The organism is Saccharibacillus qingshengii (assembly GCF_013185195.1).
GTDB classification, from domain to species: Bacteria; Bacillota; Bacilli; order Paenibacillales; family Paenibacillaceae; genus Saccharibacillus; species Saccharibacillus qingshengii.
This window is the reverse complement of sequence record NZ_JAAZWC010000021.1, coordinates 15,523-34,704: the sequence shown is the minus strand read 5'-3', so window position 1 is coordinate 34,704 and position 19,182 is coordinate 15,523. Positions and strand designations below refer to the sequence as shown.

Annotated in this window: 20 protein-coding genes and 1 tRNA gene; 4 read left to right on the top strand and 17 right to left on the bottom strand. The window is 55.0% G+C overall.

Annotated features, from left to right (window positions below):
- Window positions 1-122 precede the first annotated feature (122 nt).
- Both purU and HRQ60_RS16885 read right to left on the bottom strand, forming a co-directional pair.
- Complete coding sequence (gene purU, locus HRQ60_RS16890) at window positions 123-1,022, bottom strand: formyltetrahydrofolate deformylase (RefSeq protein ID WP_172197712.1); 900 nt, start codon at window positions 1,020-1,022, stop codon at window positions 123-125.
- Window positions 1,023-1,160: 138 nt separating this feature from the next.
- A complete protein-coding gene (locus HRQ60_RS16885) occupies window positions 1,161-2,288 on the bottom strand; it encodes a deoxyribonuclease IV (protein ID WP_172197709.1) in 1,128 nt (375 codons plus the stop codon).
- Between the two features lie 464 nt (window positions 2,289-2,752).
- On the opposite strand from HRQ60_RS16885, the gene HRQ60_RS16880 reads away from it, so the two are divergent.
- A complete protein-coding gene (locus HRQ60_RS16880; protein ID WP_172197706.1) occupies window positions 2,753-3,664 on the top strand; it encodes a TIGR01777 family oxidoreductase in 912 nt (303 codons plus the stop codon).
- Between the two features lie 98 nt (window positions 3,665-3,762).
- On the opposite strand, the gene HRQ60_RS16875 is transcribed toward HRQ60_RS16880, so the two are convergent.
- The 13 genes from HRQ60_RS16875 to HRQ60_RS16815 all read right to left on the bottom strand — a co-directional run bounded on the left by HRQ60_RS16875 (window position 3,763) and on the right by HRQ60_RS16815 (window position 16,475).
- Window positions 3,763-5,619 (bottom strand): DUF6382 domain-containing protein, encoded by a 1,857-nt coding sequence (locus HRQ60_RS16875; RefSeq protein WP_172197703.1) that lies wholly within the window; start codon window positions 5,617-5,619, stop codon window positions 3,763-3,765.
- 12 nt (window positions 5,620-5,631) lie between these two features.
- On the bottom strand, window positions 5,632-6,147 hold the full coding sequence (locus HRQ60_RS16870) for an A24 family peptidase (protein ID WP_172197700.1): 516 nt from the start codon (window positions 6,145-6,147) through the stop codon (window positions 5,632-5,634).
- A gap of 96 nt (window positions 6,148-6,243) precedes the next feature.
- The gene (locus HRQ60_RS16865) at window positions 6,244-7,203 is read right to left on the bottom strand and encodes a pilus assembly protein (protein ID WP_172197697.1); all 960 of its coding nucleotides are present in this window, start codon (window positions 7,201-7,203) and stop codon (window positions 6,244-6,246) included.
- A gap of 16 nt (window positions 7,204-7,219) precedes the next feature.
- A complete protein-coding gene (locus HRQ60_RS16860) occupies window positions 7,220-9,505 on the bottom strand; it encodes a DUF5702 domain-containing protein (RefSeq protein ID WP_172197694.1) in 2,286 nt (761 codons plus the stop codon).
- Window positions 9,506-9,568: 63 nt separating this feature from the next.
- Window positions 9,569-10,192 carry a pilus assembly protein gene (locus HRQ60_RS16855; RefSeq protein WP_172197691.1) on the bottom strand — a complete coding sequence of 208 codons (624 nt, stop codon included), beginning with the start codon at window positions 10,190-10,192 and terminating at the stop codon, window positions 9,569-9,571.
- Window positions 10,193-10,278: 86 nt separating this feature from the next.
- Window positions 10,279-10,467 (bottom strand): Flp1 family type IVb pilin, encoded by a 189-nt coding sequence (locus HRQ60_RS16850; RefSeq protein ID WP_172197688.1) that lies wholly within the window; start codon window positions 10,465-10,467, stop codon window positions 10,279-10,281.
- 32 nt (window positions 10,468-10,499) lie between these two features.
- Window positions 10,500-11,378, bottom strand: a complete 879-nt coding sequence (locus HRQ60_RS16845; RefSeq protein ID WP_172197685.1) for a type II secretion system F family protein — start codon at window positions 11,376-11,378, stop codon at window positions 10,500-10,502.
- Between the two features lie 13 nt (window positions 11,379-11,391).
- Window positions 11,392-12,279 carry a type II secretion system F family protein gene (locus HRQ60_RS16840; protein ID WP_343044723.1) on the bottom strand — a complete coding sequence of 296 codons (888 nt, stop codon included), beginning with the start codon at window positions 12,277-12,279 and terminating at the stop codon, window positions 11,392-11,394.
- On the bottom strand, window positions 12,276-13,553 hold the full coding sequence (locus HRQ60_RS16835) for a TadA family conjugal transfer-associated ATPase (protein ID WP_172197678.1): 1,278 nt from the start codon (window positions 13,551-13,553) through the stop codon (window positions 12,276-12,278). The genes HRQ60_RS16840 and HRQ60_RS16835 overlap by 4 nt, the downstream gene beginning before the upstream one ends.
- The gene (locus HRQ60_RS16830; RefSeq protein WP_172197675.1) at window positions 13,550-14,725 is read right to left on the bottom strand and encodes a nucleotide-binding protein; all 1,176 of its coding nucleotides are present in this window, start codon (window positions 14,723-14,725) and stop codon (window positions 13,550-13,552) included. Before HRQ60_RS16830 ends, HRQ60_RS16835 begins: the two co-directional genes overlap by 4 nt.
- 175 nt (window positions 14,726-14,900) lie before the next feature.
- Window positions 14,901-15,353, bottom strand: a complete 453-nt coding sequence (locus HRQ60_RS16825; RefSeq protein ID WP_172197672.1) for a thiol-disulfide oxidoreductase DCC family protein — start codon at window positions 15,351-15,353, stop codon at window positions 14,901-14,903.
- Window positions 15,354-15,600: 247 nt separating this feature from the next.
- On the bottom strand, window positions 15,601-15,873 hold the full coding sequence (locus HRQ60_RS16820; protein WP_172197669.1) for a hypothetical protein: 273 nt from the start codon (window positions 15,871-15,873) through the stop codon (window positions 15,601-15,603).
- A 179-nt stretch (window positions 15,874-16,052) separates the two neighbouring features.
- A complete protein-coding gene (locus HRQ60_RS16815; protein WP_172197666.1) occupies window positions 16,053-16,475 on the bottom strand; it encodes an organic hydroperoxide resistance protein in 423 nt (140 codons plus the stop codon).
- 162 nt (window positions 16,476-16,637) lie between these two features.
- Here HRQ60_RS16815 and HRQ60_RS16810 point away from each other — a divergent pair, with 162 nt between their 5' ends.
- Entirely contained in the window at window positions 16,638-17,117 is a 480-nt protein-coding gene (locus tag HRQ60_RS16810; RefSeq protein ID WP_172197663.1) for a glutathione peroxidase, read from the top strand.
- Between the two features lie 128 nt (window positions 17,118-17,245).
- Here the strand turns inward: HRQ60_RS16810 and HRQ60_RS16805 are convergent.
- Window positions 17,246-17,328 (bottom strand) — tRNA-Leu (locus tag HRQ60_RS16805).
- Window positions 17,329-17,648: 320 nt separating this feature from the next.
- On the opposite strand from HRQ60_RS16805, the gene HRQ60_RS16800 reads away from it, so the two are divergent.
- Window positions 17,649-18,299 (top strand): urease accessory protein UreF, encoded by a 651-nt coding sequence (locus HRQ60_RS16800; RefSeq protein WP_172197660.1) that lies wholly within the window; start codon window positions 17,649-17,651, stop codon window positions 18,297-18,299.
- Between the two features lie 73 nt (window positions 18,300-18,372).
- Here HRQ60_RS16800 and HRQ60_RS16795 read toward each other — a convergent pair whose 3' ends face one another.
- Window positions 18,373-18,741 carry a helix-turn-helix domain-containing protein gene (locus HRQ60_RS16795; protein ID WP_172197657.1) on the bottom strand — a complete coding sequence of 123 codons (369 nt, stop codon included), beginning with the start codon at window positions 18,739-18,741 and terminating at the stop codon, window positions 18,373-18,375.
- Window positions 18,742-18,912: 171 nt separating this feature from the next.
- Here HRQ60_RS16795 and HRQ60_RS16790 point away from each other — a divergent pair, with 171 nt between their 5' ends.
- Window positions 18,913-19,176 (top strand): hypothetical protein, encoded by a 264-nt coding sequence (locus tag HRQ60_RS16790; protein WP_425501702.1) that lies wholly within the window; start codon window positions 18,913-18,915, stop codon window positions 19,174-19,176.
- The last annotated feature ends 6 nt before the right edge of the window (window positions 19,177-19,182 follow it).

Sequence of the window (19,182 nt, the reverse complement as noted above, 5' to 3'; positions counted from 1 at the left end):
TACGAAAATAATTATTGTCGCCTAATACCTTGACCGAATCAAATCTGAGGTTTGCGATGGGCGTAACCTAACATCGTTATCGGTCAAGGGGCTAGTACCTTGTCAACACTAAGGGTACTGGATCAGTTGAAGACGACCGTCTTGTTATGGTGAACCAGAATCCGGTCTTCGGCATGCCATTTGACCGCGCGCGCCAGAACGACCCGCTCGATCGTACGGCCGATCCGCTTGAGTTCCGGCACGTCGTCGCGGTGGCTGACCCGCTGTACGTCCTGCTCGATAATCGGACCTCCGTCCAATTCTTCCGTCACGTAATGCGCGGTTGCGCCGATGATTTTCACACCGCGGTCGTAAGCCTGCGCATACGGTTTGCCCCCGACGAACGCCGGCAGGAAAGAGTGATGGATATTGATGATCCGGTTGCGATAATTGCGGATAAAGTGCGGCGATACGATCTGCATGTAGCGCGCCAGAACGATCAGGTCGATATCGTCGCCGACCGCTTCAAGCTGCTGCCGCTCCGCTTCCGGTTTATTGTCTTTGGTAACCGGAATATGGCGGTATGCGATCCCGAACGATTCGACATACTCCCGCATATCCGGGTGATTGCTGACGACCACCGCGATTTCCGCGTCCAGATCGCCTGCCTGCCACTGCCAGAGCAGTTCGACGAGGCAGTGATCTTCTTTGGAGACAAACAGCGCCAGCTTTTTCTTTTTGGCCGCCTGGTAGATTTTCCAATCCATCTTGAAGCGATCGGCAATTTCCGCAAAATCGGATTCCAGCTTCGGCAGGCGTTCGTTCAGTCCGTCGAGATCGAACTCGATCCGCATAAAGAACATTCCGCCTTCGGGGTCCATCGTGTATTGATCGGACTGGACGATATTCGCTCCGTGATCGAACAGGAAACGCGATACCGCCGATACGATCCCCGGTCCGTCGGGACACGAGATAAGCATGCGAGCCCGGTGCTGCGGCTGCTGTGGGCCTGCGGAACCCGCTGTTTTGACATGTTGTTCCATGATTCCGTAATCCTCCTTGGGTCCGGCTGCGAATATGCGCACGCCGGCCTTCTCGACATAAGTGAAAGTGCAGGAAGAGGCAGACGAGTCCGCCATCATAGACGCCGCGCGCTGCCCTCCCCGCTTTTTTGCAAAAATCTAGAAACGCGCCAACGCTTCCTTGCCCGCCAGCACGGCGATCAAACGTTTGTTGAGGTCTTCTTCGGACGCATTCGGCAGCACCGACTCCTGCAGAGCAAGATCGTACAGCCGCTCAAGCGGTTCGCGCGGATCGGCCTTTTTGGCTTTGGCGTCGTTCTTCAGTACAGCCCACGTATCGAGCGTAAACGAACGGGGATCGATCCCCTGCGCCGCGAAAAACGCATGCAGCTTCTCGACGTCTTCGCCGAAACCCTTGCCGAAACGCTCGCTTACGGTGCCGCGCAGAAGCGCAATCTCGACTTCGTACATCGGACGCTGCGTTTTGACGTCTTTGCCGATCCACGGAGTCTCCAGAATGAACGGCAGATGGCTCAGCGACGCATGGTTGACGACCCGGTTGAGCGCTTCGAATCCGATCCAGCCCGCGCCGATCGGCGTATGGCGGTCTTTGCCGGCTCCGACCGGATTCTTGCTGTCGTTGATATGCATCACGCCGAGGCGATCCAGTCCCACGATCTCGTCGAACTGCTTCAACACGCTGTCGAAGTCGCCCGCTACGTCGTAGCCCGCGTCGTGAATATGGCAGGTGTCCATGCAGACGCTGAGGCGTTCGTTGTTCGGCACTTTGTCGATGATGCGCGCGATCTCTTCGAACTTGCGGCCGACTTCCGTGCCTTTGCCCGCCATCGTCTCGAGCGCGATATTCACGTCGGTCTCTTCCACGCCGCTCAGCACCTCGGTCAGTCCCGCCGCGATACGTTCGATGCCGTATTCCAGATCCTTGTCCGTGAACGCGCCCGGGTGCAGCACGATCTGCTTGGTCCCGATCGCGTGGGTACGGCGGATTTCTTCCTGCAAAAAGCTGACCCCCAGCTCGTACGTATGGTCTTTGTACGAAGCGAGGTTGACGATGTACGGCGCGTGCACGACGATCTCCGGCACTCCGTTTTGCTCCATCAGCTTGAGTCCTTCTTCGATGTTCATCGTTTCCATAGGCTTGCGCCGCGTGTTCTGCGGAGCGCCGGTATATATCATGAACGAGGTCGACCCGTAGCTGTTCGCTTCGTTCGCCGCGCTCACCAGTCCCTTATCCGAAAAGGATACGTGGGAGCCGATTTTAAGCATGATTCATCCTCCTCTTTGTCTGCGGACGCCGGGGTTGTTTTGCCAAAAAGCATCTTTTCCGCTTCCGACTACTACCTTGTCAACTCTTAATCAGAGGTTTACTTTCCCTTCAAACGTACACGCTTTAGGTGCATTTGAAGGAGGCGTAACCTTACCTTTAGCGTTGACAAGGTACGACTGCCCGGCCTCCGTCCAAACCTTGTCTTATTTTAACGTGAAGCGGGCAAGAAATCCACGCATAAGAACGGATAAGACAGAACTGTCATCGAAGGCGGGATCGGAAAACGGACGCAGGCCTTCCCCAGCCCGCAGCGAAACCGATTTATAGCGGAATTCGCCTTCTGCGCACACGGAGTATTTGTAAAGAAGAAAGGAACATCGTTTAATAGAAGGAAAAGAACCGTAATAGTAAGGGTACGCCCATTTGCGGACAAAGCGGAAGTTCCCGCACGAGGAGGTTCGGCATGAAGATAGCAATCAGCGGAGGAACAGGATTTATCGGCAAAAAACTGACGGCAAGACTGACGCAGTCGGGGCATGAGGTGGTGGTCATCTCGCGCAAAGCGGCGGAAGGACAAGGCGGAGCCGCGAACGGAAGCGCCACCCTCACCTGGGATCAGATCGAACGCGATCCCCAGGCACTGGCTGGCTTCGACGGCATCGTCAACCTGGCGGGTTCTTCGCTCAGCCAACGCTGGACGGATCAAGCCAAACAGGAAATGGAACGCTCCCGCCTGGAATCGACACGCAAGCTGATCGCAGGCATTCGCGGCCTGGACCAGCCTCCGTCTGTATTTATCCAAGCGTCCGCGATCGGCATCTACGGCACGTCGGAAACGGCGGAGTTCGACGAAAACTCGCCACCCGGCGGGCAGGACTTCCCTTCGCAGCTGTCCGTGAAATGGGAAGCGGCGGCTGATCCGATCGAAGCTATGGCGCAGACCCGGCTTGTCAAAATGCGGATCGGGCTGGTTCTCGGCCGCGAAGCGGGCGTGTATCCGGTACTTAAACTGCCGTACAAGCTGATGGGCGGCGGCAAACTCGGCAGCGGACGGCAGTGGATGTCGTGGATTCATATCGACGATCTGACGGCGCTGTTCGAATTCTGCCTGACGCAGCCGGAAGTGTCCGGTCCGGTCAATGCGGCCGCGCCGAATGCTGTTCGGCAGGACGAACTCGGCCGCGTGATCGGCGGCGCCATCCACCGTCCGCACTGGTTCCCCGTCCCCGCCGTGCTGATGCGTACCGTGCTCGGCGAAATGTCGCTCATGGTCACCGGCGGCCAGCACGTGATTCCGGCTGCGGCACAGCAGGCCGGGTTCACGTTCACCCACCCTTATGTGGAAGAAGCGGTGCGGGACTTGGAAAGGAAGTAACGGCTAGAACCTCGTATCATCAAAAGTCAAAAAAGAGTCCGGATCAGGGAAACCTGAGCGGACTTTTTGCTTATTCAATATTGCTTATTCGATATGTCTTATTGACCCAGCAGCGTATACGCAATCCCCGCAATCCGGAAGGTATCGCCTTCGTTCAATTCATAGGCTTTGTAAGGCGTGATAGGCTCGTCGTTCAATATCGTGCCGTTTCGGGAACCGATATCTTTGAGCGTACAGCGGTCTCCGGATAGCTCCAGCTCTACATGGGCACGGGAGATCCCGACCGCCGTCTCTACATGCTGGGATACGTCTGCGGCCCGCCCGATCGTGAAGCTGCCGCCCGGCAGCGCAATACTTTTGGGCAGTGTGCCATTCTCTACGCGTTCCAGCCGGTATCTCGGTCTGGAATCCACGGCTCCGGAGATCACTCCCACCGGAACGTCGCTTCTTCCGCCGCCCAGCATGACCGTTGGCTGGGACGAGGGCGAAGCGAGCATTCCGGTGCCGGCTTCCGGCAGAACAGACAGCGGATGAACTTGTTCTTCCTGCATGGCATACCTTTGTTCGGCTGCGGAGAAATCTTCGTCCGCTTGCCCTCCCGCATAAGCCGGTCTCAAAAAGTCGGGCACGTTCCGGCGATCAGCTGCCGCCGTTGAAGCGCCGGCCTGCGGCGTTCGGGGGACTCCCGGCGTTCTTTCCCCAAATTCTTGTTCCGCTTCCTGTCGTCCGTAGAATACCCGGTGTCCGGAAGCGCCGCGCGGTTCCTGCCAAGCGGAAGCCAGCGCCTGCGCTTCTTCTTCCTCCTGCCGCCGCTCCGATCCCCGGCGGCTGAATTTCAGTTTGCCCGACCAACCGAGATAGGCAAAAACAAGCAGAAGCGGCGTAGCCACGGTGCATATTAGCAGACTTCCGGTTCCGGGATTGTCCATATACAGCATCTTCCACAGCACCGTCAGAAGCAGCAGCCCGATCAGCGGAGCAACCAAACGGCCGTTTTTTCCTTCTCGCGACCCTACTTCTTCGTAGGGCGTTTCCATCTCAGGCTGCCTATGCGCCGGATCTTTGCGGTCATTTTGGCGTTTGGCGCTGCCCAGCAGCTTCCGGGGCAGACGCCGTTCTTGTTCCTCTGCTTCAACCGGCGCGGCTGCCGAATTTCCGGAGAAGACGGAATCCGGAGCTTCGTTGTAAGCGTAATTGGGATGTCCGGATGCGTGGGGAAAAGCGCCGCCCGGGTTCTCTTCCCGAGCCCAGCCATTTCCCGATCCGGATACGGAAGAGTGCCGGACGGGGCCGTGGGACTCGGCATATTCTCCCATCGGGGGAAAAGGCTTGGGAGCCGCCGCACCCGCAGCTTCAAGACCGCCCGTAGTCCGCTTCCCGCTTCCAGCCAGAAGTCCGATCAGCAGACTTTTGAGCGACTGCAGGGAAAAGGACGGCTGTTCGCACATCTGCAAAATCCGCTGAACCCCGGTTCCCCGAAGGTCGTCGACTGCCGTCATCCAGCGTGCAGCCAGGCCTCCGATCCGCTCCCGGCTGGAAACGGCTTCGCCGGGTCCGTTAAGCGGCAGATACGTCAGATAGACCGTACCTTCTTTGAGCGGGCCGTCCATAAACATATACTCTTCCTTGAGCAAAAAACCGTTCGGATTCAGCATATAGGTCATTCCGTATTCAAGCGCCGTGACGATTTGCAGCAGCAGCGCATAATATTCGACCAAAGTGATTTTTTCCGTCCGCATACATGTGGACAGCATTCTTTTGCCGCCTATATTGTAATGCAGTTCCACCTCCGCATCGACTTCGCGCACATGCAGATCAAGCACATGCGGAACATTCGAAGAAGCGAGCATTTTGACCTGAACCCGGTTCAAGTCGTCTCCGCCCAGTTTGTGCTTGCTCTTCAGTACCATGTAAGTCGTATCGCTCTGGACAAAATCGGTGACAAACTCCTCCACGTTCAACACTCCTCAGTACATATAAAAGTAACCGGCCAATGCGCCGGGCAGAACCGCCCACATAAAAGGAAACGTCAGATGATTAACCCGGTCCGCCGTCAGCGGGGCAAGGCTGCGAAACATGAATATTCCGGCCATGCTGCCGAAAATCGCTTTGATTCGGCGCATCCCTTCGCGCCTCCAGCACAAAATGCCCAGTCCGATCGCTCCCGCAAACAAAATGGAATACAGCAGCGTCTGCGCAGTGAATAACAAGCCTGTCCAGGCCCCGATCCCGGCAAATAACTTGACGTCTCCGGCGCCTACGGCTCCAAGCAGATACAGAATAAACAAGACGACAAATCCCGCCGCACAGCCTTGCAGGGCAAACAAGATTCCCTCCAAACCGTGCACGGCTGCCTGATACAGCAGCCCGCTTGCGCCAAAAGCCAAGTTAAGCCGATTCGGAATCCTGCGTGTGCGGATATCCGTCATAAAAGCCATCGTCAAAAAAATGCCGCAGCCGATAAAAGCCAAAGTGTCGTTCATGCGATATCCTCTTTTCTTTTTCTTCATTAATAGGGATGGGAATGAAAAGGCATCGGCCTTTGCCGGCTGCGGCTTTCTTCCGACTGTTCGGACGTCTTACTCTCGCTTGCGGACTTCAAACGACGCTTCGGCGGATGCGGCTCCCTCGACTTCCACAACTAATGTCCAATCCCCGGGCGTCGTATTGCCGCCTACCAGCCAGGTCCAGGACAGATTGCCCGAAGCATCGGCGGTCTGCCGGCCCAGATATCTCGCCTTGCTGTTTCCGCTTTTGTAGACGACTTTGATCGCCGCGGTCTGTCCCGGCTGAATCTTAGCCGTTACGGTTGCACGGCTGCCGGGATACGCCGGATCCGGTACGGATGTAATGACGGCCGGGGGTCCGGCTTCCGTACCTGTTCCGGATCCTGCCCCTTCTTCCGCCGTTTCTCCCGTATCGCCGATCCAGGCTCTTTCCTCCGCTTTGGCACGGATCGACAAGGATTTTCCGGTAAACGGGACTTTGATCGGAAGCTCATAAGTCAGTTCCACCCCGAAATAAGGCTGATTGCTGGCTCCTGTCGTCGGAACGGTCAGGCCGATAACATGAAGCTTGTCCGCATCCAGCGGGCCGCCTTCGATCAGCGGAGTCAACAGAGGCTTGATCGCCGGGTCAAGCACGGCCGAAGCCGCTTCGTCTTTCAGGGACTGCAGAGGCAGATCGCCTTTGGCCGCCGCTTCGCCGATCCACTCGCCGATTGGATCGGGCAGCGAAGAAGCGTACTGCGCCGCCAGTTCTTGGAACGATATTTTCGAGAATCCCTGTAGAGCTTTGGCCACCGGCTCCGTTTTGCCCAGATTGTCCGCCGCCATCTGTACGGGATACAGATGCGTCGATACCTGTTTGGCCGCTTCCGAAGCGGTAGTCTGAAGGACCGTCGAGTAGGCGGTCATCTGAACGATATATGCCAAGAAAATAAACAGGAATAAAAAAAGGGGCAGTACGAGCGACGCTTCCACTACGATGCTGCCCCGTTCGCCGGCCAGCCGCCGGCTCTTGCTTGGAACTCGCTTCATGAGCCGCCTCCGGGTTTCAATAAGAGTAGTCCGCCTGCAGATCGATCGTGTACTCACTTCTTGACGCGGTGCCTTCGCCGACTCCAAGCGTTTCCATGACGCCCGGCAGAAACCAGACCGGCATGGAGATCGCCGCATCGCCGGACAGATAGGTATAATGATCATCGGGGTTGACGCCGGTATCGAACCGAATGACGGCGAGCATTCGGGACAGCCGATTATCATTGCCAGGGTGAGCGAACAGAAACAGTCTCAAGTGGTCTTTGTAAGTCAGCCTGATCTTGAGCGTCTTGCTCAATTCCACATAGCCCTGCTGGGCCAGCATCGTCATATCGAGGATCGCCTGCGTAATCCCCTGTACAAGCGCTTTGGCCAGAATGACAAGCGGGTTGCCAAAAGCCAGAATAGTAGGATCGGTGAGCGCCTCCATGGTCCGAATGGACATCCGCATAGCGAAGATCTCCCCGTAAGCGGCTGCGATATTTCCGCCCGGATTCCCGAATCCGTACAGAATATATTCCAATTCCTGATTCTCCACGCTGACCAGATCCGCGGTGGCCGAACCGTCCAGCGGCGTGCCGGGTTTGGCCAGCTCTTGGACTTTTGCATAATTGAAATTGGAAAAATGATCCGAAGCGTATTCGTTTTGCAGCAGCCGGTCGCCCGAAGCGTCCAGTACGCCTGCAATCCCCCCGAAAAATCCATCCATGTCTTCCATTGCCTCTTTGCCGGCCGAAGCCGCGTCTTCTTCCCATTTCGCCGCTTCGTTCGCCGCAGAGATTCCTTTGTTCAAACTCACGTTCTCCGCGTAATACTTCTCCAATTCCTGGAAGTCTTCGTGATGGCCTTTGGTTTCCGACAGGAATTTGAGAATCTCTCCGACTTCTTTAAGTTTGTTGTTGGCTTTTTGTTCTTCCTGCTTGCGCAGTTCGTCGTCCGCACGGTGCTTTTTGAATTCTTCTTCGATTTCACGGATTACGCTGCCTCCGCCTCCGTAACGGCTGTTATACTCGGATGCGGTTTTGCCTGCGCTGACTACCATGCGCTTCAAGGTATAGCCGTTCATCCCCGCATCTCCGAAAGCTCTTCCCAAAGTCTGCTGCAAGGTGTTCACATCCGACTGCATAGCCGTAAATCCTTGTTCCTGACCCACGATACGCTGCTCCATTCCGGAGAAAAACTCCGGCTTCAGCGGCAGCTCTTTCATCTTTTCGCGAATCGAAGCCATATCCCCCGTAGGACCGCCTTCCGCTCCCGGAATATCCGAACGCGTGACCGTATCGTATGAACCGTCCGCGCCGCGGGTCCCGATCGAAGCAATTACCGCTTCCATCTCCGTATTGATCGCCTGGGCTTTGAGCAGATGCTCCCGCGCCTGCTTAAGATCCTGCTCATGCGGAGGAAAAGCGGAGGTAACCGTACGCTGCATACGACCTGTCACATGTGCCGATCCCGACTCGTAAGCGGAGATTCGGGCGAGCAGCTGGAGCCATTCCAGAAATCCGGGATTGGGTTCTCCTTTCCCGTCTTTTTCCGGCGGTGCGCTTTCCGAAGACACCCTTTGCTTCTGCGTCTGATAATCGTTGTACTGCGCGGCCATATCGGCGGCCGACGACACTCCGCCAAGCGAAGCGTCCGCAATATCGTTGGCGCCGTTCGTGCCGATTTGTTCGGTCAGCCCGTCCGTGCGTTTACCGGCTTCTTTTTGCAGTTTCAGCATACTGTCGAGCTCCGCCTCGCGTTTGTCGTACAACTTTTGCAGTTTTTCCAGGATCTCCACCGTTCCCGAGGCTTCTTTCATGGTTTGGGACATCGGTTTGAATCGGCCCACTACCTCGATCGCAAAGTTGACCGGAGCTTTGTATTTCATCTCTTCATTGATCTGATTCTTAAAAATCTCGTAGTTCCCAAGTTCGCGGCTCAACTCCACTGATGACGAGAGCAGCTTGGCATCCAGAATAGGCAGAACCTCTTCTCTTGCTTTGTACGCCAGACTTCGTTCAAGCACGCCGGAAAAGATCAGGGAAGGATCGCTGTCTCCGTAAGCAAAAAGTCCATAACTGCGCTGCAGCTCCGGCACATAAGCGGACAGCACCGAGCGTGTCGCCGCATGCAGCAGACGTTCGCTTTTGGCTTTAAGCGCCGACATTCGCGAATAGTCGATAAAGATTGCGACAAATGCCAGCGTAACCGCCAGAATCAAACTCAGAAAAATCGTAATCGAACCGTGTTCTTTTTTCCAGAGACGGGGCTTCAGGATAAACAGCCTTCTCCTGTGAAGCTTGCCCGGTCGGAATCTCATACCTTCACCCCCCGCGCCGGGATACGTCCGTATACGCGCACCCGGCTTTCCTTTCTATCGATCTTACTTTTTCGCTTTTTTGCCCAACTGGACGCCGGCGTTCTTCGGAGTCATCGCGACGGCAGCGCCGCCTTTTTCACTGTTCGGAACAGCCTGGTCCGCTTTGAATTTGCCGGCGTAATACCGGACCAATTCGATATTGCGAATAAACTCAACGGGTTCGACGACAGTCGAGTATTGGGAACCGCCCATTCGGTCTCCGGCGATCCGTTTGATCGGCGTCAGATTGAGCGGCGTATACAAGACCGTGGTGATCGGATGCAGCAGTCCGCGCTTGCTGGTCATCGTTCCGGTCATTCCTGAAGGAAGCGGCTCTGCGGCTTTCGCCATTTTGACAGCGCCCAGCGATCCTCCGCCCCCTCCCGGTAAGTTAATCGTCTCCGAAGCTTCGCCGCCGCCTATTCCGCTGAACAGCGAAGCAAGAAGCTGGTCTTCGGTCAAACGCCAATACAGATCTTCCGTCTGATCTACGCCGAAACGTCCGGTACGCGATTCCTTGTATTGGTTATTCCAGCTGTAAGCCGCCCGTTCCGATGTAATCGCAGACGCTTGAACAAGCATGGCACTTTGGTACAGATACAGGCAGAGCATCAAGATCATGACCACGCAGAGCATGACGATCGGCATGACGAAGGTGGCCTCGATCGTGAAGCTTCCTTGATTTTCAGAAAATATAGATTTCAAAATCTTCGGGCATGAACGCTTAATCATATTCACTTGAAAAATTCTTCACTTTTAGTGTTCACGCTCGAGAGCAACTTGTTAACCAACGCTGTAATTTGTGTTTTGAAAATCAGGGCAATGATTAGCGTCACCCCAATGATCAGAATAACTTCCAGCGTCCCCAGCCCTTCTTCCTCTTTCCAAAACCCTTTCACTTTGCTCCCGATTACCTGCAGCATCCTTATTCCTCCTCATATTTTTATAATGGTGGTTACATCTGAATCAGCATCATGGCCGGGCCTCCGACCATCAGCATGACGACAATCAGAATGAGCATCATCGGAAAAACCATTTTCGACGACGCTTTTTCCCCTTGAATTCGGCCCAGGGACTTGCGTTTCTCCCAGAGCGTTCTCGACAAGTCCCTCAGGGCCATCGCAAATTCTCCGCCGCCGCGTTTATGATTCAGCAGCACCGTCGTCACGAATACCGTGGCATCCTGCACGCCGCAGCGTTTGCCGAACTGTTCGAAAGCCTGGTGGAACGGATCTCCGCTGCGCCACTCGGTGACCATGCGATCCAATTCCTTGTACAGCGGATGGTCGCTGCCTTCTTTCTGCTGGGAGCAGCGTATGATCGCCTGCTGCACCGTTTCCCCCGCACCGACCAGCAGTACGATTTTGTTCAACATTTCCGGCAGTTCCAGCAGAATCTTTTCTTCCCGCTGTTTGACCTTCGACGCCAGATCCTTGATCAGCGCAAAAGGCAGAACGATCGCAAGTCCCAGACCGATCAGCAGCCAAGCGGCGGAACCGCTGTTGGCAATCGCCATGATACATCCGAAGACGATCAACAGCAGGGCATACAGCAGCATCTGGGCCATGAACAGCATCGTTCTCTCCGCGCTGTCTCTCAATCCTTCGCCGCGCTGTACGGAAGACTGGAGTTTGTGAAAAAAAATCGGAAAACGTGCGGCAATCCGCATCCGTTCCACCAGCACCAGCATCGGCGGCAGCAGCCTGCGCATCCGGATTCCTTCCATCGGCAGCACCGCCACCTTGTTATGCGCCGGCTGCCGCTTGGTCCAAGCAGCCAGCAGGGCAGCCGCCAGAATCAACAGCAGCAGCCCCGAAAAGGCCGTTACCAACATGTCTTCCCTCCGCTCAGATTTGAATATTCATGATCCGTCCCATCAGCCAGGCGCTTAGAAACATCAGGCCCAGTCCGACGGTCGCCAGAATGATTCCCATCGGAGAACCGTACAGCGGAGCCATAAATTCCGGTGCCGACGCATTGATAAACAAGATGAAAATAAATGGCGTTCCCAGCAAAATATTCGATTCGAACTTTTTCTGCGCAATCATCACCGAGATGTCCTGCTGAATATCCATCTTCTCTCCGATTACGCTCGACGTTCGCCGAATGACTTCGATCAGATCGCCGCCCGTCCGTTTGCAGGTCACAAATACATCGATAAAATTGTCGATCTCTTCGATCTTCGCCCGCCGGCCGAAATCGAGCAGCGCGGATTCGATCGGTTCTCCGTATTCCAGCCTGGTCGTGATCACATCCAGCTCGCGAATCATGTCGCTGCTCCCTCCCGGATACAGCAGATCCAGATCTTTCGAAGCTTCGCGAAAAGCATTCTCGACCGAACGCCCGGCTGCCATCGATGAGGACAAAGAATACAGAGCCTGCTTGAAATGCAGCTTGAGCAGCGTACGCTTGCGCCGGATCTGCCGCTTGCGCCACATTCCGGGCGCTTTCAGCGCGGGCAGGGTCAGCAGCAGCGCCAGTATCCACATTTGATAGAAGATCATGCCTATGGCAAACAGCAGAGCGGCCGCAACCGCGATGCTGAGTACCTTCTCGTAACCGGCCAGCGCATGCGCGGTATAATCTTTCAATTTGTCCGCCGATGCCGCAGAAGTAGAACCCGATTCCGCTTCTCCTGCAGCCCGGCCGCTTGGCGGAATACCTTTTCCGGACGCGGCTTTGCCTCTGGCCGGCCTGCGGGTCCCGCTTGGGCTTGTACGCAGCAATAAATTCACCCCCCTTCAGGCAGCCCGGCAATCCTGCGCCAGTCGGCCGCTCCCGCATTTTGCAGTTTTTCCGTATGCTTCATCGGTTCCGCACTCCGCTGCAGCCGGCCGGCAATCCGTCCATCCCGCTCCCCTTCTTCCTTGAACAGAAACAGCGGCCTCAGCTCGACCTGACCCCCGTTCATCCCGGTCACTTCGCTGATCTCCACGACCCGGCGCGAACGGTCCCGCAGCCGGGACAGATGGACGAACACGTCGATCGCCGAAGAAATTTGCTGGCGTACGACTTCGATCGGCAGATCCGCGCCGCTCAGCACCATCGTTTCCAGACGGCTGAGCATGTCTTTGGCGCTGTTCGCGTGGCCCGTGGACAAGCTGCCATCGTGCCCGGTGTTCATCGCCTGCAGCATATCCAAAGCCTCCGCGCCGCGCACTTCGCCAACGACGATCCGGTTGGGCCGCATGCGCAGCGAGGAACGGATCAGATCGCGGATCGAAATCTCGCCTTTACCTTCCACATTGGCATTGCGCGTCTCGAGCGAGACCAAATTGGGCACCGTCACGATCTGAAGTTCCGCCGAATCTTCGATCGTAATGACCCGTTCGTCGGGCGGAATATACTGTGACAGCGCGTTGAGAAACGTCGTTTTGCCGGAACCCGTGCCGCCGCTGATAAAAATGTTATAGCGGCTGCGGACAAGCACTTTCAGAACTTCCGCCGCTTCTTCGTCCAGTGCGCCGCGCCGGACCAGTTCGTCCATGGTCATCGGCTGCTCGGGGAATTTGCGGATCGTCATCGTCGGGCCTTTGAGCGCGATCGGCGGCAGCACCACGTTGACCCGGGATCCGTCTTTGAGCCTTGCATCGACGATCGGGGAAGATTCGTTGACGATCCGGTTGACCCCGGAAACAATCGTCTGCACGATATCTTCCAGCTTCTCCCGCGATTCGAACGACTGCGGAATCCGGTGTACCTCTCCTTCGCGTTCGATAAAAATCTCCCGGTGGCCGTTGATCATGATCTCCGTGACACTCTTGTCGTCCACCAGCGGCTGCAGGATATCCAAACCCCGGAACGAGTCGTAAACCCGGCGCACCAGCATCCTTTTCTCGCCGGACGTCATCGCCGAAGAACGGCTGTCGGACAGCACCTTGCGTTCGATCCTTGTCATCAGCTCGCCGTCGTCCGCCGTCTGCGTCACATCGAGCGACGATCGGACTTCGGCGCGCATAGCGCGAAACAGTTCTTCCTGTACAAGCTCTTCGGCTGCCGCATGCTTCATGGCCGTCCGCCTACCGCATAGGAGGGTTCATGCGCGGGAAGCTTCCGCAGCCCCGGACGGTCCAGCCCCAACTGTTCGCACAGCGTCAGAATATCCCGTTGAAAGATCGGCGAGCCGAGCAGGATATCTTCCCGCGACAGGTACTTCCATGAAGGGATGTAAGACAGGAACGCCATCGGACGAATCTCGGGGCGGGGCAGCCGGTTCTCCAGGTGGCCTCCGTAACGATTGACCACGAAAGTGCTTTTGGCAAGCAGCGCATAAAAGGATTCGGACTGTTTGGTTTCCCAATGGTTCATCCAACCCGACGTTTTGCGCAGATGCAGCAGATCGTCGGCGAGCAGCCACAGCACACGATCCGCTCTCTGCAGCAGTGCCCGGGAGCGCTCATGGCTCTCGGTATCGGTATCGGCCACGATCACGTCGCAGGCTCCGCTGGCAGACAGATAATCGAGAAGCGCCGCCGTATCCGCTTCGTTCATCTGGAGCAGCTCGTCCGGACGGTCCAGCGGCGGAAAAGAAATACATTTGAGCGTCTCCTGAAAAGGGGCGCAGCGCGACAGCGGAAAGCCGCAGGCTTCGCCGTTCTCCCGGGCGGCTCTCAGTTCATACAGCAGCTCGGGCAGTCCGCCTTCGCTCCCGCTGCTGCCGACCGCGCTCCGGAACGAAGCGGCACTGTCCACATTTTCGAGATTCAGATAAAAGACCCGAAGTCCCCGGCTGCCGAGCTGTTTGACCAGATTCATTGCGACCGTCGTCTTCCCCGCACCCGGCGCCGCCGAATACACCGCAATCACCTCGGCCCCGGATTCGGACGTCCTTCCGGAAACCTGAGCCGTCCCTGCCAGATCCATAACCGTCGTCAGCAGCAGATTGAGCGGTTGAAACGGCAGCAGCACGGGACCACCCAGCGCCAGACTTTCTTCTCCGCCGCCCAATACGGCCCAGGGAATCCCCCGGCCGCCGTCCGACGCCAACCACGGTCTCAAGAAAGCGGGCTCGCCCAACACGAAGTCCGGACGGCTCTCTTCCATCCCTTCTAAAAAAGCCTCGATTTTTGAAAAAGCTCTTACGCTTACCTGTTTCGCGAATTCTCCGGTACGTGCATACAGAAAAAAAGGTTCGATATATTGTTCGTCCTCCACCGCCAACGCAATCTGCAAATTCCGCATGCTTGTTCGCCCCCTTTTTCCGTCAAACGCAAAAAAGCACCGCTCCGGGATTCGCCGTATTTGGCAAATCAGGAGCGGTGCTTCCGCTGTCTTGCATCAATTTATCCTCACAATAGCATAGAGCCTACAAGCAGGCAAGACCCATTTTTTTCTTTTTTAATCGGAGACAGCCGGCTCAGGCGTGGCCCGCGCCCGTATCCAAAAACCGCTTGCGTACACTGGGCGGCGGGATCGGGCAGGTATCGTCTTTGCCGAACCAACGGTAGCGATTGCGGGCAATATAGCGATAGACCGCATCCCGCAGCGGCCGCGGCACGATCATCAGCGCGTACAGCAGCGGCCATGGGAAACGAAGTTTCCGGGCAATTCGCAGCGCGGCGGTAGAGCGTACATATTTGTGTCCGTTCTCGATCAGGACCAGCGTATTCGGCTCTCCGGATTGTTCGAAGCCCGTTCCGCCGGCCAGCTCCGTACCGAGTTCGGACTGCAGCGAAGCGAACTGGAAATTCCCTTTGGGATCGCGCGCTACAATAAATCTTACGGCTCCCTGGCAGAAGTGGCAGACGCCGTCGATCAAGACAACCTTTTGACCGGCGGTTTGAGTGTGAACTTGCTCTTCCTTGCTCATGATGTCGCCTCCTAAGTCGAAAAGTGATTCGCTTGTCCGCGATGGCTGATGCTTTATTATCCCTTTAACCGTCTTTCCGGTCTTGAATCTCTTCAACCCCAAGGAACGGTCGGGCTTATCGCCGGAGATGCAGCACACAAAAACAGCGGACGCACGGGGAATCCCGTACGTCCGCTGTTCGATATCCAAACCGGCAAGAAGCGCCCAGCGCACTTCAAAGGTTCAAAAATCCGTTTCGTCTAACGTATTACGCAAGCAGTTGTTCGATTCTTCCGTCCCGCAGCTGCACATCGATATCACCTTTGAACTTTTCAAAGCAGTTGCAGATGTAATCTTTGCGGCAAATCGGGCACGGTGTTTTGAGCAGACGGCTGATGTTGGTCAGCTTCCACTCCGGAAAACGGTTATAGAAGACGCGGCACATCGTACCGTCTTCCAGATGGACAACGAATTCGTACAGTCCGTCTTTGTCGTTGCTTCCGGCCGTATCTACACCTACCACATTCGGTCTGTAAGCCATGTTAGTATCACCCGTTATTCATAGTTTGGACGCAGGATAAGGTTGCCCCGCGCCGCGTGCTTATATAGCTTAATGAATTTCACCCTTCGTGTCAACCGCGTGGACCGCATAGATGGCACAAGAAAAAGCCGGAAGTTCCCGGTGTTCGGGAGCTTTCCGGCCTTCGCGCCTTGTGACAATCAGACGACGCTCAGTTCCACTTCCATATTGCCGCGTGTCGCTTTGGAATACGGACAAAAAGCATGCGCTTTTTCGACCAATTCTTTGGCTTTCTCGGGATCAAGCCCCGGAATACGCACTTCCAGCTTGGCGGCCAGCTTGAAGCCTCCGTCCGACTCGTCTTTGCCGATATGGATCTTGCAGGTCACTTCCGTATCGGGAATATCGACTTTTTCTTTGCGGGCAATATTGGCCAGAGCGCTCTCGAAGCAGGCGCTGTAGCCGGCCGCAAACAATTCTTCCGGATTGGTGCCCGTACCTCCGCCGCCTCCAAGTCCTTTCGGTACCGAAAGCTGCAGATTAAGCGCTCCGTCGGACGATTCGACCACTCCGCTTCTGCCGCCTCTGCGCGCTGTTGCTTCTGCCGTATATAAAGATTCCATGATGTATCACTCCTTCTGTGGAATTTAAGAGATGTACCGTCTGTCAAACTATCTAATCTATAAAGCAAACAGCGAAGAATGAAACGAAAAGCGAATTGCAAAACTCAATTAAATTGTTTACAATCAAAAAGAGAGTAATTATTTTTAGAGGAGGAATTCGATATGTCCGTATATGAATATGAAGCCCGCACATCCAAAGGGGACGAGGTCAAACTCGCCGATTATCGCGGAAAAGTGGTCCTGATCGTCAATACCGCCAGCAAATGCGGATTCACGCCGCAGTTTCAGGGACTGCAGGAACTGTACGACAAGTATCATGATCGCGGCCTCGAAATCCTCGGCTTCCCGAGCAATCAATTCAACGAACAGGATCCGGGTTCCAACGAAGAGATCGCCGAATTTTGCCAGATCAATTACGGAGTGAAATTCCCGATCTTCGAAAAAATCGATGTCAAAGGCAGCGGCGCCCATCCGTTGTTCCAATATTTGAGCGAAGAAGCACCGGGGCTGATGGGCTCCAAGTCGGTCAAATGGAACTTCACCAAGTTCCTGGTCGACAAGGAAGGCCGTCCGGTCAAACGTTTTGCTCCGCAAACGTCGCCCGACCAGCTCGAAAAAGATATCGAAAAACTGCTGGGTTGATCGATTGGCCCACTTTTTCCGCTTGAAAGCTCCCGCTTTAGCGGCGGGCTTTTTTTGCTGCGATTTTCTTTCTTAGACACAAAAAAAGCCTGCAAATCCGAAAAACGGATTCTGCAGGCTTTTCATTATGCGGTAGAGAGGACTCGAACCTCCACGGGTATACACCCACTACCCCCTCAAGATAGCGTGTCTGCCATTCCACCACTACCGCACATGAAAATATTTCAGTCAACTTCTATATTATATCCCACAGTAAGCATGCAGTCAATATTATTTTTCAAATCCCCTTTTTAAGCTCTGCAAAAAGAGGTTTATGATAATATAGAGTTATATAATGTAACGCGCAAAGTCACTTAACGCTTATTATTATCTAATAAAAGGAATTTATCTTGACTGAAAACATGTTTTCATGTAAAAATGTATACCATAAAAGAAGATTATCGCTCCAAATAACATAACCTATCATATAAATAACATCAATCGCTTATTTTCATAAAATCAGCTATCTATTCACGAAGGAGGTGCAGGCTCATGCACAGCGGACAAAAGCTTCTCAGTTATATGACTCTGCTTGAAACCACTTCCCCCTCCCCGATAGGCCGCCTGAACGAAGATATAAACGGTCGACGATTGGATAGCATCGAAGCTTTTGAAGAAGTGATGCGCGCTTATATCCACCCCCGCCTGGCTCATATCGAAGGACGCGCAATCGAAGACTTTTACGAATCATTGGCCCGCGGAGATTACGAGACCGTTTTTCGTCTGGACCGAAGCCTGCGCACACGTACAAGTCCGAACGAAATCGATACGGAGATGCGCCGTGCCGGCCGCAAGCTGCTGAAACTGTCCAAGTCACTTTATCCGTGGATGAATTTCGCACCGCTTGCCGAGGCTCTTCAATCCGAACAGGCTTTCGGCTGCCCCGCTCTCTGCTATGCCTGGATCAATGTCCAACTGGAGATCGAATCGTCCGAAGCCGTGCCGGCTTATCTCTATCATCACACGACCCAATATGTCGAATACTGCTCCCGCCTGCTTGGACTTGACGATGTCAGCCGCCGCAAGCTGCTGATGCGTATGATCGAAGACGTATCCGAGCGCTGGCTGCTCGTACGCAGCGTTACCCCTCCGGCTTTCTCTTATGAAGCTTCCTATCTTGCACCTATCCAAAAAACGCTTTGAAGCCCCCGCTTCAAAGCGTTTTTTGGATAGAGGGATTGGCGCGGACCCTGCTCGGAATATCGGGAACGCGCGTCTAGGTACGGTGATCATCCGCTCTTCGCCGCCGATAAGCGGCAAACTCTTTGTATTCGCGAATGAATGCTTTCTCCTCGTCGGTCAACTCCGTATCCTGGCAATCCAATTGCCCCGAATCGTCAAAAAAATAACGGCTTCCCGTTTCCTGCACTTTTTCGGGCTGCCATTCCTTGCCTGTCATCAACCAATCCAGACTCACCGAAAAAAAGGCCGCAATCTCGATCAGCTTGTGTGTGCTCGGCGTCGACTTGCCTCTGCGCCAATCGCCCAGATTGCCGGCGCTGATAGCCAGACGTTCGCCGAACGCTTTTTTTGTCATGCCGCTGCTTTTGATCAGCTGCTCAATCCGTTCATAGATCGACTGCACGTTTTTTCCCCCTCAAGCACCTTTTCCTGTTTAAAAATTACGTATTTACGCTATTTATCATTGAAAATGAACGTATATGCGTATATAATTGGTTTTATGGTAAATGCTCCCTTGTCCGTCTCTAATTGATTATAATTCATCCATTTACGCATGAACAGGAGGAACGCCAAGTTGCAAAGGAAAAAACCGATCACTCCGTTCGGCTGGGAAATCAAGCGCCGGCTGGCCGAGCTGGAGATGGACCAGAAGACATTTTGCGAACGGTACGATATCCCGCCGGCGCGGCTCTCAAACCTGATTAACGGCAGCCGCAAAGCTTCCAAATATCGCCGACAGGTCTCGGAACTGCTGAAGCTGTCTTCGTCCGCGCCGTATACGCCTGCAGCCCACAACGAAAGTCTTCGTACTCCGGCGGCTGCAGGCACAAGGAGATGAAGTCCG